This is a genomic window from Legionella longbeachae (genome assembly GCF_004283175.1).
In the GTDB taxonomy this organism is placed as follows: Bacteria; Pseudomonadota; Gammaproteobacteria; order Legionellales; family Legionellaceae; genus Legionella; species Legionella longbeachae.
Genome location: NZ_RXNW01000003.1, coordinates 258,526 through 275,096 on the forward strand (window position 1 = coordinate 258,526; position 16,571 = coordinate 275,096).

Here is a 16,571-nt window from a genome sequence, read left to right on the forward strand (position 1 = left end):
CAAGGAGCCAAGGTATGAACGCCTTATCTACACGAACAACTTTGCTACTTAATTGGTATGCAAACCCTTATCACACTCCAATTTTCATTGCGCAGGCTTTAGGATACTACCAACAAGAAGGCATAAAGCTTGCTATTTTGGAGCCCAGTGATCCCAGTGATGTCACTGAGATTGTGGGTAGGGGGCATGTGGATTTTGGTGTTAAGGCAATGATTCATACTTTGGCTGCTCGCGCGAAGGGTTATCCTGTAACTTCAATTGGGACATTGCTGGATGAACCGCCTACCGGATTGATCGCACTTAAATCCAGTGGCATTAATTCGTTTCAAGATATTGTTGGTAAGCGCGTGGGTTATATTGGTGAGTTTGGCAAAATTATTATTGATAATTTAGCAAATTTAGCGGGCATTGATACTTCAAGTTATGAAACAGTACGTATTGGAATGAATGTAACTGATGCGATTTGTCGCGATCTTATTGATACCGGTATTGGTTTTATTAATTTTCAGCGGGTTGAATTAGAACATTTGCGGGGTGAAACTGTATTTTTACGTCTGGATCAACTTGCTGGATTAGGTTGCTGCTGCTTTTGCTCGATTCAGTTTATTGTACCTGAGCGTATGCTAGCTCAACCCCAGCTAATTCAAGGGTTTCTCAACGCCACTCAAAGGGGCGCTGCATTTACTACAGAAAATCCAGATGAAGCTTATGAGCTTTTATGTCGTGCAAAGCCACAATTAAGAACTCCAATGTATCATACTATTTTTATTCGCAGTTTACCCTTTTTCTCGCGAACATTATTAAATGTGGATCGTGATTGGAATAAAGTTGGGAGGTTTGGTAAACATTTAGGAATTATCAATGATTCTTTTGATATCCATTCTTGTTATACCAATGAATGGTTGCCTAAAATGCCTCATTCTGATTTAGAACCTATCGCTTGTTGTGTGAGTGAATAAGAGCAACATGAAAAATGCAGCTGTTGTCGGTGCTGGAATTATGGGGTGTCTGCTCGCTCTACGTTTGCATAATGAGGGTTGGCAGGTCACTGTATTTGAATCAGAAGTCTCATTGAATAATTGCAGTAATGCGGCAGCAGGACTTTTAGCTCCTATGTCTGAGCTCGATAAGGCGGAGCAAGTGATCTTTAATTTAGGGATGGAGTCTGTTGCAAAATTATGGCAGCCCATTATTAACCAATTATGCGAACCAATTTACTTTCGCCGTCAGGGCTCTCTTATTCTTCATCATCCACAAGACAAGGCAGAATGGCAGCATTTCAGTGCGCGGATTGTCTCTAAGTTGAGTAACTCGTGTTATGAGTTGTTGACTCATCATTCTTTGAAACAGATTGAACCTGAATTGCACCACTTTCAAACGGCCTATTATTTTCCACAAGAAGGACAGTTAGATAATCAGAATTTATTATCTGTATTGAAAAAGCATCTTTGTCAGCTAGGTGTCTTATGGCGGGAGGGTGTTTTTGTTTCGTCAGTATATCCAGGAAAAATCGAAATAGAAAAGCAAAACTTTATTTTCGATTTTGTCTTTGATTGCAGGGGGCTAGGTGCGAAAAAGACGTTTTCTGATTTGCGTGGATTACGTGGAGAACTCATTTGGTTACATGCGCCTGATGTCAACTTGCAACGGCCTATAAGGCTTTTACATCCACGATACAACATTTATATTGTTCCACGTCCGGATTCTTATTACCTTCTTGGTGCAAGTGAAATAGAAACAGAAGATTTAAGTTCGATTTCAGTACATACTGCTCTTGAATTATTAACAGCTGCTTATTATGTACATCGAGGTTTTTCTGAGGCACGGATCATTAAAACAGTAACCCATTGTCGACCAACTTTAACTCATCATCAGCCCCGTATTAAATATGCAAAACAGTTTATTGCGGTTAATGGGCTTTATCGTCATGGATATTTAATTGCCCCGGCATTGGTAGAAGAGGTGTTACGTGGACTCAAAAGCAATTATAAAAAGGTTTATTATCCAGAACTATGGGAGGTTTATGTATGATTATTTATATTAATAATCAACCCTTATCTTTAGATTCTTCGTGTACGCTACACGAAATGCTTGAGCAAAAAAATAAGAGTGCAGCACACATTGCGATTGCTATAAATAATCAATTTATTCCTAAATCCATGTTTTGCAGCACGATTTTGCAAGAAGGTGATCGTATTGATTTGATTACACCCATGCAGGGTGGTTAAAACATGTGGAATTTAGCCGATAAAACAATTACGAGTCGCCTGCTCTTAGGGACGGCTGCTTACCCCTCACTTGAGGTGATGACCCAGGCAATCCATGCTTCCAAAACAAATGTAATCACTGTTTCTATGAAGCGTCAGATGTCCTATGGGCAAGGAAGTGATTTATTTTGGAAAACAATCCAATTGTTACCTTGTCATTTACTTCCTAATACAGCAGGGTGCCGTGATGCACAAACAGCGATTACTACTGCTGAAATGGCGCGAGAGCTCTTTCAAACTCCGTGGATTAAATTAGAGGTAATAGGGGATGATTATAGTTTACAGCCTGATCCGTTTGAGTTAGTAGCTGCTGCTGCAGAATTAGTAAAACGGGGATTTGAAGTATTTCCTTATTGTACTGATGATTTGATATTGTGCCAGCGGTTAATTGATTGTGGTTGTCGTATTTTGATGCCATGGTCTGCGCCTATTGGCTCTGGGAAAGGCCTATTGAATCCCTATGCATTGGAAACTTTACGGCAAAGATTACCTGATATGACGCTTATCGTCGATGCTGGAATTGGGAAACCCTCTCATGCGGTTCATATTTTAGAGTTAGGTTTTGACGCAGTTTTACTTAACAGCGCAGTTGCCTTGGCAATCCATCCAGTGACTATGGCAGAAGCGTTTGCCCATGCGGTTATTGCAGGTCGCAATGCATTTGAAGCTGGGATTATGGCTGAGCGAATGACAGCCCAATCATGTACCCCTTTAATTGATACGCCATTTTGGCATCGGGAGTTTCCCTAATGCAAATAGTGTGGGCAGATGCGGAAATAGAGGAAGATTCATATACTTTTCGAGACTTTGGGGTTGAAGTACACCGATCCCCATTTCATGTTAAAAGTATGCCTGATGCAATAAAAGTAAATTTGCAAATCTCTTTAGAAGAGATTTATTTAACCAAGAGTTATTCAATTCCTGTTGTTTTAGATGCATATGTATTACTACAAAAAGTATATTACAAAAGAAGTGACTTAATTCCCTGGTTTTCTTTAGCTAACCTTTTGGTGTTGGATACCCATGAAGCGGAACTTATTTTAGGTTATAAGATTGCTTCTCATCAGTCGATGCAAGAAGCAGCTCACGAATTATTAAGTCTGGGCAACCAAAGTATTCTTCTTTTAGGCGAACAATTGCATGAGGCTTGGTGCCATGATTATTGGACTAATGGTGTAACTTCATTTTGGTTGACTCAAAGTCGTATTTCCTATACAAAATACTCCGGGCTCCGCTCAATCCTTTCAGCGGCTATTACTGCATCTTTAGCTCTTGGTTATTCGTTAGAAGACGCAATCATTATAGCAAGAATGTATACTCATCAGGTTATTCGCCGAACACATACAGGTTTTGATTTTGGGGGATTTCCTGAAGATGAAGTCGATTTACCTTATCTTGCGTCAATGCCATTATATGAAAAGCCACAACCTTTTAAGCTTTGTCATCACCTGGGTCTTTATCCTGTTGTGGATAGTTCCGTTTGGGTTGAGCTGTTGTTGAATGTGGGGGTGAAAACCATTCAATTACGGATAAAAGAACAAACAGAAACTTTAGAAAAAGAGGTGCAGCGAAGTATTGCTTTGGCTAAAAAACATCGCGCTACTTTATATATTAATGATTATTGGGAATTAGCATTAAAATATGAAGCCGATGGAGTGCATCTGGGGCAATCTGATTTAGATGCTGCTGACATCAATGCTATTAGAAAAAAAGGATTACTATTGGGCGTCAGTACCCATTGCTATTACGAGGTGGCAAGAGCGCATGCAATTAATCCTTCATATATTGCGATTGGACCTATTTATCCAACCACTAGTAAAAAAATGCCGTTCCTGGCCCAAGGAATTGAAAGATTAAAACGCTGGCAACGTACTTTAAATTATCCTTTGGTTGCAATTGGAGGCATCAATATTGAGCGTATGTCGGACGTAGTCGCAACAGGAGTTTCGGGGGTGGCTCTTATTTCTGCAATTACAAAAGCCCATAATCCACGAAGAGCTACTGAACAATTTTTAAGTATCCTTCAAATATAAGTGGTAATCGATTATATCGATTAATCTTCATTACGACATGCGTTATTGTGTTGTTAAATAAGCAACTGTCTAGAAGGTTTAATCCTAAACAGTTGCCAAAATTTTTAGGCTCAATAATGCCTGGTGCATCATGAGGGAAGAATCTTATTACTTATTGTTTAAAAAATAATGTTTTCTTTCTGAGCTTTGATCTTCAGCATTTGTTTTAGAAGAAGAGCTTGATGTTGAGGAATGGAAGAATAACCAATTAAAACCTGCACGAATATTATCACGAACATGAAGCCCTGTGATGGTATGTGAAGAATGCTCTGGTTTTACTTCTTCTAATGCGTTTTGCTTTTGACCTTTGACATAGAGTGCAGCAGGTGTTTCACTATAAATTGCTTCGATGCGAGAGCCTGCTCTTGCTAAAAGGTGCATAAAACGAATTGAGTTTTGATACTCTTTAGGACTCATAGCTTGTACTGTATGAATATCTTCCTTGTTGATGACTGTATTAGGTTGTAAAGAAAAATATTTATCAGTTGCACGTGCATTCAATATATATGGCCCCTCAAGTTCTTGCTCTGAAGCCCTGATATCTGATAAGCGTGTGATAGGCAATCTAACCCTGACAATGAGGGACATGCAATTATGGCTATGCTGATTGGCAATTTTTACTGCCTCCTCATGGGTAACACCAATTTGATAAGTGCCATCATTTGAGTTCATAATAAATTTACTGATATTTTCCAGGTTGCTTTCTTGGTCTTTTGGATCAAGGGAAAGATCAACTCGATACTGGGTGAGTCCAGGCTCATGAGCGGGAGCAAAAGGTACTGGGATAAACACATCCACTTCCCCGGATCGATATTCACTTAGGGCATCTGAGGGTATGGAATTGTTTGGTTGATTTTTTTCTTCAGGAAACGAAAATGAAGAGTTAGAAAAATTTGCAGACAGATTTTCGACAAACAAGTCAACTCGGTTTTGCTGGTAAAGCTCAAAATATAAATGAAGTTTTTCTTTGCTATTTATTGTTTCCCAAGCATTTTGTACTATTTTGAATTCTTCATCAGATTTGCCAGGGTTTTTATCAGGATGAGTGTTTAAAGCTTTTTTAATATATGCTTTTTTTACCGTAGTAAAATCATCAGTTGGTGCTATCCCTAATACTCCATAAATATCTTGCTGATTTTGTTCATTTTTCATTTTATATTTTCTCCAATTGGTATTAAAGTTGTTATTTTTTGCATCTGTTTGCAATATCATTCGCCATATAGAACACGAGATATAGGGGCATGAACTATAAGACCCTGGACGGTATTGTAGTAAAAAGGTATGAGGGAATTCTTAAGACCTAAAGAGTATTTAAACTAAGCTATTCCTATTTGGAAATAGAAAACTTTCTTGATTTTTAATACAATGAATTCTACAAAAGAAATTTTAACACTTTCTTTGTCGCTATGCTTTTCCCTAATAAAATTCGTTCAATATGGGGGCGCAAAATATCCAATTCTGTCGATTTAAAAAGATTATTTGGAAAATATAACCCATTCATCCTTTGTTTGTTCAAAATTGTTTTATCTTGCTTGAATGCTGCATGGATAAAAGGCAACAGAAGGTATTTTTTTACCCATCGATTGAACCAATGATTTCTGTAAATAATTAATGCAAATACTCGATATTCATTCGAATCATTAACAGGACTCAAGAAAAAAGTAAATCCAACAGTCAAATGTTGATGGCCATGATATTCTAACTCAGCAATTAATGGTGAATGAAATCGCCCTATGGAAAATTGGCGATCTTTTTCCAAAAGAGCGCTGACCCAACCCGATTGTTTGTTTTCATTTTCATAACGAATCTCCGCATGAAATTTTTCAACGGTTAAGGTTGCAGTTATCAGTTGCCTCTTATTATTATGTCTTAATAAACCTGAATGAACAAAATGGGTGTGTGTCGCATCCAAGACATTTTCCAATAGATTCAGTAAATCACCTTTTAATTGAAATTGCATGCTATGTGAGGTGTAATCTTGACCCTGAAGTATGGGCACTGAATATAAGGGCAGAGTAAGTTCATCAGGCTCTAAACAAACAAAAACCATGCCTAGATGCACTTGAGCTTCATAAGCAGGGACACAATAATGCCGGGTATCTATAGGTTTGTTAAGGCCAGGAATTGCGACACAGAGTCCTTGCGCATTAAAACGCCAACCATGGTAACAACATTGAATGCCATCTTTTGTTAATGTGCCCTCTGACAAGGGCACTCCTCGGTGTGGGCAGCGATCTTGCAGTACGATCACTTTTTCTTCCAGTTTGAAAATCACCAAAGGCATGTTGCACAATAAAAAACGCTGTGGACGTGTTTTAATCTCTTTAACCCAAGCTACAGGCAACCATTGGTTCTTTAAATTCATAATTGATACCTTTTTAAAAGAGAGACAAAAAGGCTATTGAGTAAACCTTGAATCATTCTCCATGCTATCCGTCGATAAAGAGGTAAATGTTTGGTGTACACTGCAGAATATTCAATAAAAGGCTGTCCCCCGCGCAAACGCTTAAAACCTGAAGCACCAGAGCTTAAATTCAGGCAAATCCCTTTTTTATCGGTATAGTCCAATACTAAATATATCAGCATGCGATACAGGGCACATTGATTGGGAAGATGAGTGTTGTAGCCAACCAGTGGTGCAGTGATTACTGTTTCACTATCAAATATTCCCATAATTCCTTGTAGCGCCCCGTTCTTGTCCCTGAGGCCAAAAAAAGTCAGTAACTTATTTTTATGCCAATAAGCAATTAAATCTTCGCTAAATTGAGGATTATGCTGGGAGTATTTTTCTAGATACAACAGATGATACAAGTGTACAATAACAGGATAATCTTGCTCTGTAATTTGCTCGTGCGTTACAAGCACAAACTCTCCTTTAGCTAAAGCCCTACGATCATTTTGCGTGTTATTGCGTTTCTTGAACATACAGAGTTTATTATCAAAGATATAAACTTGGCGTGATGCCACAAAGAAGAAATCCAACTGACGTAAATACTCAATAAGTTCTTTATTTGTATACTCATTGAGAGAACGATACATGATCGCATGATTTGGGTAACGTGCAGATAAGCTCTTTAAGGCATCTTCCGCACCTTTACCCTTCCAATCAGGGTAGGGATTGGTCGACAAGTAGAAATTATTGATGCATATATTTTGATTAATATGCACTGCTCTTAAAAAACCACCCAGAGCTTTCATCAGTCCGTTTAAAACCAACCTTAAAGGATAGTTTTTAATTTTAAAAAGCTCATCTTGTCCATAAGTGACTAAAGCATTGTATGGGGAACAGACGTATGAAGAGTGATATTCCTGATTATTGATAGTCACAGGAAAGATAAAGCCGCCGATGTTTAAAGAAAACATGCATGACTCTACGTTGAGCATCCATTTTTGCGTTGGACCTTGAATAAAGGGCTCGCTGTACTTTTGACTTTTTTCATTAAAGTTCATAAATGCCCATTAAATTCAATGTCATCTGTAGAGGCTCCGTGAAAGCTTTTTCTTTCTTTCACCATACGAAAAACGATATTAAACAAGGTCAGCATGCTTTTAAGCTCCAACCAGGGATAGGCTGGATCATTTAAAATATCTTTTGCTGCACGATAGTCAGCGATAAATCGTTTGGGATTTTTACGCAAATAGGGCAATCCATGCATCATCATTCCAAGTCCAAGCATTACTGCTTGTTCTGTTAGTTGATAATTTTGCTTTTTCCTATCCCAAATGTGTAGCCAATTGAGGTAGGGGGCAACCAAATGAAAGCCACTGGTTGTTCTTGGATTGCATTCCAAAACAAAGGCTCTATTTTCATCCAGAATAAAATCAAAGGCAATTTGCCCACTGAATTGATATTGCTTACAAAATATCTGCATGAATTGTTTAATCGATTCTGGATCTGCAGGTTCAAAATAAATTCCAGCTGCAGGTCCTGCGGTATATTTGGGGTGGTAACATGAGTGGATTAATACCTCTCCTTCATGCGCTATAGCATAGGCACAATATTCCTTGCCGGTAATGAAACGCTGGGCTAGATAAGGCACATCCAAAACTAATTCATCAATCACTTTTTGACTGGGTTTGAGAATTACATGTTCCCCAAAACGTGAAAATATAGGTTTTAAAACAATATCTGTATTTGCGGGAATATGTCTTTTATCCTCTTCAGTGCGTAATAACCAGCTTTCGGGCGCGTTAAGCCCATATTGTAATGCAAGTTGATTGAATTCGTATTTGTTATGCAATGGATTGAGTCTGTGAAAGGGTTCACAAAACAATTGAGTATGTTTGGATAACTCTTCATGGCCTTGGCTAATAAAGAAAATTTCTTCGCATGTGGGGATCAACCAATCAATTTGATACTCAATCAATAAGCTCTTGAGCGTTTTTAAAAAAGCATCTAAATCTCGGTTGGGTTTTGGGAAAGTCAGATGTTTCTGAATACCTGTGACAAAACGACCCAAGGGAAAGTTCATGCTGTCTGCACTGAATACTTCATGGCCTTCTCGAATCAGAGTACGGATAATATCCATGCTTGCTGGAGCTCGAGCTCCTGTGACTAATACTCTCATTTCTCCCCATTTCCAATTAGTATTGGAAAAAGCTAAATGGTAAAGGTCTTCACATGACCTGTAAACAAATTTATGGTGTTTGTGATAGTGAGTATAAATAATTGTACCATTTTTTTTAAACGTAAATGGATTTTTATGCTGTTTTCTGAGCTCCCTAGTCTTGTTAAACTATTTAGCTCTATGTTGAGAGGAACTAAAAATGTCTTTTTTACCTGAGTTAAAACGATATACTCAGCAAATTAAATTAGAGGAACTAGGTATTCCTGGGCAAGAAAATCTGCAAAATGCAAGAGTATTGTGCGTAGGTGCTGGCGGAATAGGGGTTACGTTGTTGGCTTATCTGGCTGGTGCAGGAGTTGGGACTATAGGGATTATCGATGATGATACCATTGAGGAAGGTAATCTGCATCGCCAAATTCTTTATCAGGAAAAAGATGTTTGCAAGGCAAAGGCTGATGTTGCAAAAATCAAATTGCAGGCGTTAAATTCAAATATTAATATACATTCGTATGCATTTCGTTTAACTGCAGATAATGCTGAAGAAATCATTACCCAATACGATCTTGTCGCTGACTGTTCTGATAATTTTTATACACGCTATCTAGTTCATGATATTTGTTATGGGCTCGAAAAGCCTTACGTTTATGCAAGCGCTTATCAGTTCCAGGGACATTGCTCTTTATTTCATGGAAAAAAAAATCCATGTTTACATTGTTTATTTCCAGTTGTTCCTAATACGGGTGAAAGTTGTCAGACTGGTGGTGTTTTAGGCACTCTTCCCGGGCTATTGGGTATTTTGCAGGCAACAGAAATAATTAAATGGATTACTGGCAGTGGTGTTTCATTACTGAATCGCTTGCTTTGTATCGACTTTCTAACCATGGATATAAAAAACATTCAGCTTACTAAAAATGAAGAGTGTCCGTTTTGTGTTTATGGTCAAAGTCTAAATGAGCGTGATTTTGGAATGTGTCTTCAGTCGAATCATGAGATTACAGTCTCAGGAGAGAATTTATCCCATTTTTTAGAGGCTAATCCAGGAATATTATTGCTGGATGTCCGTACAGCAGAGGAACACAGCGATAAAAATTTGGGGGGGAAATTAATTCCATTGGCACAATTGCCTGCACGTCTAAATGAGCTGAATCCCCTAGAGCCTATCCTTATTTATTGCAAGTCGGGTCGCAGAAGCCAGCAAGCAGTAATCTGCTTAAAAGAGGCTGGGTTTCGTAGTGTTTATCATTTGGCTCATGGTATTGATTCATTATCGGGATGAGTGGAATGTGGCAGATGAAGTTCTATTTTATTAGAAGGCTTTCATTGATGGAAAGCATCCTGTTTAAAGTCTGGAACTTTTACGCCCTTATAATTAATAAAAGTCATCATTCCAGTCGCTTCATGGTAGAGCATATGGCAGTGAAACATCCAGTTTCCGGGGTTATCAGTATCAAATTGTATTTTGACTGTAGAATGAGGTAAAACTAAAACGGTATCTCGCTTGGGCCCGTTTTTAAGTAATTTGCCATCAATTTCTGTGACTTCGAAAAAATGGCCATGTAAGTGCATTGGATGGGGCATGTCCGTTTGATTGATTAAAACTATTTCTGTTCTTTTGTTTTTATCAACACTTAATGGGGTGATATCAGGCCAAGCCTGATTATTCATTTTCCAAACATAATTCATCATGTCACCTTCTAAAGTGACAGTTAATGTTTGCATTGGCTGTTTTATAGAGAGAGGGGTTAATGCATGACTTTTGAACTCTTGTTCATTATTTAGTCCCCCTGCAACCGTAGCTGCTTTTTCAGGCACTGATATTTTGGGGGCATCTGGAGTAGCCAATATTAACCCAGTTTGCATTTGGGTTCCGGCTCCCTGAGCCAAAATAGGATATGCTCCCTCACCTTTAGGGATTTTAATGAGAATATCAATACGCTGTCCAATTGCAAGCTGAAATTGATTTCCGGAGATTTCTTTGATAGGTTGCCCATCAACAGCGATTGCTTTACCTTGAAGTTTTCCCAGATTAATAAAAAAATTAGTCATTGCTGCACCGTCAATAATACGGAGGCGAATTACTTCCCCACTATGAACTGTAAGTATCTCTGGATTGGAAAGACTATGATAGTTTGTTAAAAAAGCATCATATTTCACATCATTTAAATCAGGCTCTGACGCATTACTTTTCATCGCGGTCGTATTTATTTCTGATTTTTGATTCATATCCTTCATCTTTTTTAAAGATGCGGTTCCTTTGTGTTTTAATTTAAATAAGATGGTTTTTGGTTTTTTATAGCTAAAATCACTGAGAAATAAAACCACGTCATGTTCATTATTTATTTCTTGGGGTTCATAAATGATAAATGGAGCAGAAAGAAACCGCTGGACTTGCAAGTCAAAATGAGAATGCATCCAATAAGTTCCTGACTGATTTAATTTAAAACGATAGTGATACTCTCCTTGTGGTGGGATAGGTTGCTGCGTGACATAGGGAACACCGTCTTCTGCGTTAGGTAGAATTAGTCCATGCCAATGAACGACTGTAGGATGATCAGTCAAATTTTTAACTACTGCATCAAAGTATTGTCCCTTTACTCCTTTATAACCCCAAGTACCATCGGGTTGTTCGATTTTAAATACTTCAGTTTTTTTTCCATGAATAACAAGAGGAATTTTTTTTATAATAAGTATTGTTGATTGCTTTGAATGATTGAAATTTTTTTCAGCTAATGTATAGCCCGATACTGGGTAGCTCATTGAAATTAACAGTAGAACAAGCATCAGATTGCTCATTTATATCCCTTTTTAAACTGTTATTGGAAATTATAGCTTAGAAAATTGAAGGTAATATTATGAAAAACTGTTTTAATTTCCACTTTGATTCATTTACCTTAAGAGGAATTCGCTATATGATGTCACGCGATTATCAATCGTAGATTAAAGGAGATAGTATGAGTTTTTTTATTAGCGATGCTATGGCTGCTGCAGGGACTACACCAACACCCCAAGCAGATGGAACTTTTTCACTCATTATGATCGCCGCTATTTTTGTGTTGTTTTATTTTATGCTCATTAGACCGCAAAACAAAAGAGCAAAAGAGCATCGTGATTTAATAAGTAAGTTAAAAAAAGGTGACGAAATAATTACTTCAGGGGGAATACTAGCCAAAGTAGTTAGTTTAGATGAGCAATACATCAAAATCAGTCTTGCAGAAGGTGTGGAGATTAATTTACAACGAGGCGCGGTGAGTGCTGTATTGCCAAAAGGTACTTTAAAATCTCTTTAAAAAGTCATAGGTACACGGAAAATGCAAAATAAATATCCTTTATGGAAAAACCTGATGCTGATTGTCATAGCAGTTGTTGGGTTAGTTTACGCCATACCTAATTTGTATACAGAAAATCCTGTAGTACAAATATCATCTGAAACACCAGTAGATTATGATGAATTAAAAAATCAGGTAGAAAATATCTTAAATAAGGATAAGCTGCACTATACATCCCTTGTTGTTCAAAACGAAGGTGTGGAAGTGGTTTTTTCATCTACTGATGCTCAATTATTAGCTCGCGACACTATAAAAAATGCTTTAGGATCTCAGTACACAGTGGCTTTAAATTTAGCACCTTCTACCCCAGGCTGGTTAGATGCCATTCATGCTGCGCCAATGAAGCAAGGTCTGGACCTTAGAGGTGGAGTGCACTTTTTATTAGAAGTTGATGTAGAAAGTGTGATTAGTCGCCGCTATGAAGGAATCATGAAAAATATCAGTCAGGAGTTACGTGAGCTTGGTATTCGTTACACCGGCATACGTTTTATACCTGATAAAGGTGTTGAGCTACGTTTCCGTGATCCTCAATCTATGGATAATGCTTTTATAGGTTTAAAAGAAAAAATACCTGATCTTATTTTTGTAAAAAGTAAAGCAAATAATGGAATTATGGCATCAGTTTCTCCTACTGAGTTAAATACCATGCGACAAAATACCATTGAACAAACTATGAGTATTTTGCGTAATCGAGTGAATGAACTAGGAGTTGGTGAGGCGGTAGTACAACAACAAGGGGCGACTCGAGTTGCTGTGGATTTACCAGGAATACAGGATGCGGCACGTGCCAAGCAAATTCTGGGCGGTACTGCTACCCTACAATTTTATTTGGTAGATCAGGATAATGACCCACAAATTGCTAAACAAACGGGTGTTGTCCCTGTCAATGATAAATTGTTGATGATGGATGGATATCCTATCTTACTAAAGAGACAAGTAGTCCTTAGTGGTGATTCAATCACTTCCGCAGTTTCTAGCTATGATCAGCAAACGGCAACTCCAGCAGTACAAATACAACTTGGTGGGGGCGGTGAAAGTTTGTTTACTAAAGTTACTCGCGAAAATATTGGTAAACGTATGGCCATTGTGTATGTTGAAACTAAAAATAACATACAAACCGTAAATGGGGTTGAAAAGAGAATTACCCATCGTGAAGAGCGTGTTATTAGCGCCCCTGTGATTCAAAATGCTTTAGGCAATAATTTCCAAATTACCGGGCTTACTGATTCTAAAGAAGCAAGCAATTTGGCTTTATTGTTAAGGGCAGGAGCGTTACCAGCAGCAATTTATCCGATAGAAGAGCGTACCGTAGGACCAACTTTAGGAAAAGAAAATATCCGCAGAGGCATCATTTCCCTCGAAGTAGGTATGGGCTTAATTCTAATTTTAATGCTGAGCTATTACCGTTTTTTTGGGCTTATAGCAGATGTTGCTCTATTACTTAATCTGGTTTTGCTAAGTGCCTTGTTATCTGTAATTGATGCAACCCTTACGCTTCCAGGTATTGCTGGAATTGTATTGACGGTAGGTATGGCTGTAGATGCGAATGTGCTGATTTATGAACGTATCCGAGAGGAGTTACGACATGGCTTGTCACCTCAAGCAGCAATTTATGCTGGATATGAGCGTGCTTTTTCAACCATTCTTGATGCGAACATAACTACCCTGATTGTGGCAATCATTCTTTTTGCAGTGGGTACTGGGCCTGTGCGTGGATTTGCAGTAACTCTTTCATTAGGATTATTAACCTCCATGCTCACCGGTATTACTTATACCCGTGCAATTGTAAATTGGTATTATGGTGGCAGAACCGTAAAAAAACTATCTATAGGTATTTGAAGACGAGGCTCAGATGGAATTTTTTAATCCAAATTCAAACGTGGACTTTATGGGGGCTCGTCGTTGGACGGCAATGTTCTCTATATTGATTTTTGTTCTTTCTATTGGTGCTTTGACCATTCATGGTTTGAAATGGGGACTGGATTTTACGGGTGGAACTCAAATTGAAGTTTCTTATTCTTCCGCTGCTGATTTGCCCTCAATTCGAGAAAGCTTGGCTAAAGCCGGATTTAAAGAGGCGCAGGTTGTAAGTTATGGTACGTCTAAAGATGTATTAATCAGTATTGCTCCACGGGAAGACAAAGAACAAGCGCGTTTGGTCGATCAAGTAATGACCGCTTTACCAGGAGCAAACAAGCAACGCGTTGAATTTGTTGGTCCTCAAGTAGGGCAGGAATTGGCAACTAAAGGCGCATTAGCGGTTGTTGTCTCCTTATTAGCGACAATGATATACATTGCAATGCGGTTCGAGTATAGACTTGCGGTGAGTTCTGCTGTTGCCCTTGTACATGATCCTGTTTTGATATTGGGAATTTTTGCTTTTTTCGGTGTCGAATTTGATCTAAAGGCATTAGCTGGATTGTTAGCAGTAATTGGATATTCATTAAATGATACGATTGTAGTTTTTGATAGGGTACGTGAAAATTTTGTTAAAATTCGTCGCGCTACTTCTATTGAAATTATGAATATCTCAATTAACCAAACGCTCTCACGAACTATAATGACTTCTACACTGACCCTGTTTGTCGTTCTTGCTTTGTTTATTTATGGTGGTGAGGCTATACATGGATTTTCTTTAGCGCTGATCATTGGTATCCTTATTGGTACCTATTCCTCCATCTATGTGGCCGGAGCTTTGGCTGTGGCTATGGGACTTGATAGAAAAGACTTCCTGCCCAGTCAACGCAAGGAAATTGATAATCGGCCTTAATGGTGTAGCCTTGGGGCGTGCTTGGATATTAATGAGTAAATGATTTCATTAAGAGCTAAAAAGCAGTTAAATCTCCAGAGTAATACTCCCACGATTTAACTGTTTTTTGTTTTAAATTAGGGATAATCCTTCAACCTCATCAGGTTCAGTGATTATAGGCTCTTTATTTTCTGATTGCTTTATTTCGGTGCCCCCTTTATTTGGGGTATAAAGGACTATTTGTTTATTGAGCTCTTCGAGTACTTCAGGAGGGATTTGCATCGGCAAGTCTTGGACTTCTTCACCTTCAATGCGTACTTCACCTTCTTCGGTGATTTCGAGGGTTTTTTTGGTACATCCAGTAGGTAATGCATTTTCAGGTACAAGTTGAATAGGAATCCCTGCGATAATTGTGGCACCATCCACAATACGTATCCCATCCATAACTGCAAATTGAGGTGCCTTACTGTAGTACCGAGCAATCAAGGAACAAACGGACCACAATAGATTATAAGCAAGATCGAAAGGAAGTCCTACTCCTATCCCTACTCCTTGCCCCAAATATCCTGCTGCTTTACCCATAACATGGGCCAAACTGATAGTACAAAAAGAAGTAAGAAGCTTTGTCGCTATGACAGGTGCAAAAAGAGCGACACCAGTAGTCCCTGCGGGACTGAATACTAATAAGGTACTACCAACCAGGGCTGTTAACTGCACACGTGGGCTAATCGCTGAGGTTGAGTTACTTACCCCTTCTGCTAACACTACGCCAACAGTTGCTCCAACATAGGAAAAAGCTGTGCCAAATAAAGGCTGGGTTAGTGAAATAATCGGGAAGTTTGCGGATGGATCTTTTATTTCTTTTTTATGACACATTTCTTTTAAAAATGTCGAGAATTGCTCCCATTCTTTTTCAGTAAATGGAGCTATTCCCTTTTTCTGTAACGTCATATTAGAATGCTCGAAGGCACTGGGGGTACTAATAAGTCGTCCAGCTGTTAAATAGCATGTTTCTTTGTCTTCATCGTCTAGGAAGTTTTCAGGGCTTATTCCTAAATTATCTTCGATTATTCTATATAAGGCCGAGTTTCTTTTTGAGCCATTAATTTGGGATTGTACATAAAGACAGGCTGCAACCATGAACCGTGCCGCAATTAGATAAACTTGCCGCTGTTGTGGTGTTTTAATGTCTTCTTCATTTAATAAATGAATTTTAAGAATTGCATTCACCTTTTCCAAAAATGAAACTTGTTTGTTTCTACTGATAACATCAGTTCCACCAAAAAAGATAGGGGTACCGATTAGTGAAGGTTTTGCATTCAGATCAACATGTTTTTCAATTTCATAAGCTTTACGTATGTTATCGAATTTGGCAAGATTCCCTGGTGCAAGAATAAAGTGCATAATGTTCCTCGTCCTTTTGGTAAAGTACGTAATGTACTTAGTGTTCCATTAACTATTTATCTTACTTCTAAATTGTATAAATGCAATGTTATTTGATTATTTTTTACTAAATTGTTGTAATAAATTGAATGTTTTTAGTTTATTTAAAGATTAACCTATTGAAATGATGCTTTTTTTTAAGATTG

Annotated in this window: 15 protein-coding genes; 9 read left to right on the plus strand and 6 right to left on the minus strand. The window is 38.2% G+C overall.

Annotated features, from left to right (window positions below; all coding sequences use genetic code 11):
* Positions 1-14 precede the first annotated feature (14 nt).
* From EKG34_RS04545 to thiE, 5 genes are read left to right on the plus strand one after another with little or no spacing between them, the layout of a single operon-like run.
* On the plus strand, positions 15-959 hold the full coding sequence (locus EKG34_RS04545; RefSeq protein WP_003632422.1) for an ABC transporter substrate-binding protein: 945 nt from the start codon (positions 15-17) through the stop codon (positions 957-959).
* Between the two features lie 7 nt (positions 960-966).
* On the plus strand, positions 967-2,031 hold the full coding sequence (locus EKG34_RS04550) for an FAD-dependent oxidoreductase (RefSeq protein WP_003632421.1): 1,065 nt from the start codon (positions 967-969) through the stop codon (positions 2,029-2,031).
* Entirely contained in the window at positions 2,028-2,228 is a 201-nt protein-coding gene (thiS, locus tag EKG34_RS04555; RefSeq protein WP_003632420.1) for a sulfur carrier protein ThiS, read from the plus strand. The genes EKG34_RS04550 and thiS overlap by 4 nt, the downstream gene beginning before the upstream one ends.
* A gap of 3 nt (positions 2,229-2,231) precedes the next feature.
* Entirely contained in the window at positions 2,232-3,017 is a 786-nt protein-coding gene (locus tag EKG34_RS04560) for a thiazole synthase (RefSeq protein ID WP_003632419.1), read from the plus strand.
* The gene (gene thiE / locus EKG34_RS04565; protein ID WP_003632418.1) at positions 3,017-4,300 is read left to right on the plus strand and encodes a thiamine phosphate synthase; all 1,284 of its coding nucleotides are present in this window, start codon (positions 3,017-3,019) and stop codon (positions 4,298-4,300) included. Before EKG34_RS04560 ends, thiE begins: the two co-directional genes overlap by 1 nt.
* A 147-nt stretch (positions 4,301-4,447) precedes the next feature.
* On the opposite strand, the gene EKG34_RS04570 is transcribed toward thiE, so the two are convergent.
* The 4 genes from EKG34_RS04570 to EKG34_RS04585 form a co-directional block, all read right to left on the minus strand.
* Positions 4,448-5,491, minus strand: coding sequence for a J domain-containing protein (locus tag EKG34_RS04570; RefSeq protein WP_003632417.1), 1,044 nt, complete (start codon positions 5,489-5,491; stop codon positions 4,448-4,450).
* Between the two features lie 220 nt (positions 5,492-5,711).
* The gene (locus EKG34_RS04575; protein WP_003632416.1) at positions 5,712-6,704 is read right to left on the minus strand and encodes a Rieske 2Fe-2S domain-containing protein; all 993 of its coding nucleotides are present in this window, start codon (positions 6,702-6,704) and stop codon (positions 5,712-5,714) included.
* Positions 6,701-7,789 carry a hypothetical protein gene (locus tag EKG34_RS04580; RefSeq protein WP_003632415.1) on the minus strand — a complete coding sequence of 363 codons (1,089 nt, stop codon included), beginning with the start codon at positions 7,787-7,789 and terminating at the stop codon, positions 6,701-6,703. Before EKG34_RS04580 ends, EKG34_RS04575 begins: the two co-directional genes overlap by 4 nt.
* A complete protein-coding gene (locus EKG34_RS04585) occupies positions 7,786-8,907 on the minus strand; it encodes an ATP-grasp domain-containing protein (protein WP_003632413.1) in 1,122 nt (373 codons plus the stop codon). The genes EKG34_RS04580 and EKG34_RS04585 overlap by 4 nt, the downstream gene beginning before the upstream one ends.
* 199 nt (positions 8,908-9,106) lie before the next feature.
* On the opposite strand from EKG34_RS04585, the gene EKG34_RS04590 reads away from it, so the two are divergent.
* On the plus strand, positions 9,107-10,183 hold the full coding sequence (locus EKG34_RS04590; protein ID WP_003632412.1) for a HesA/MoeB/ThiF family protein: 1,077 nt from the start codon (positions 9,107-9,109) through the stop codon (positions 10,181-10,183).
* Between the two features lie 41 nt (positions 10,184-10,224).
* Here EKG34_RS04590 and EKG34_RS04595 read toward each other — a convergent pair whose 3' ends face one another.
* Positions 10,225-11,700 (minus strand): multicopper oxidase family protein, encoded by a 1,476-nt coding sequence (locus EKG34_RS04595; RefSeq protein ID WP_003632411.1) that lies wholly within the window; start codon positions 11,698-11,700, stop codon positions 10,225-10,227.
* 158 nt (positions 11,701-11,858) lie between these two features.
* On the opposite strand from EKG34_RS04595, the gene yajC reads away from it, so the two are divergent.
* The 3 genes from yajC to secF are packed head-to-tail and all read left to right on the plus strand — an operon-like array spanning position 11,859 to position 15,003.
* Positions 11,859-12,194: a preprotein translocase subunit YajC gene (gene yajC, locus EKG34_RS04600; protein WP_003632410.1), complete on the plus strand. Its 336-nt coding sequence runs from the start codon at positions 11,859-11,861 to the stop codon at positions 12,192-12,194.
* A 21-nt stretch (positions 12,195-12,215) separates the two neighbouring features.
* Positions 12,216-14,072, plus strand: coding sequence for a protein translocase subunit SecD (gene secD, locus EKG34_RS04605; RefSeq protein WP_003632409.1), 1,857 nt, complete (start codon positions 12,216-12,218; stop codon positions 14,070-14,072).
* Between the two features lie 13 nt (positions 14,073-14,085).
* Positions 14,086-15,003, plus strand: a complete 918-nt coding sequence (gene secF, locus EKG34_RS04610; protein ID WP_003632408.1) for a protein translocase subunit SecF — start codon at positions 14,086-14,088, stop codon at positions 15,001-15,003.
* Between the two features lie 111 nt (positions 15,004-15,114).
* Here the strand turns inward: secF and EKG34_RS04615 are convergent, their stop codons facing one another.
* Positions 15,115-16,386: a hypothetical protein gene (locus EKG34_RS04615; RefSeq protein ID WP_003632407.1), complete on the minus strand. Its 1,272-nt coding sequence runs from the start codon at positions 16,384-16,386 to the stop codon at positions 15,115-15,117.
* Positions 16,387-16,571 lie beyond the last annotated feature (185 nt).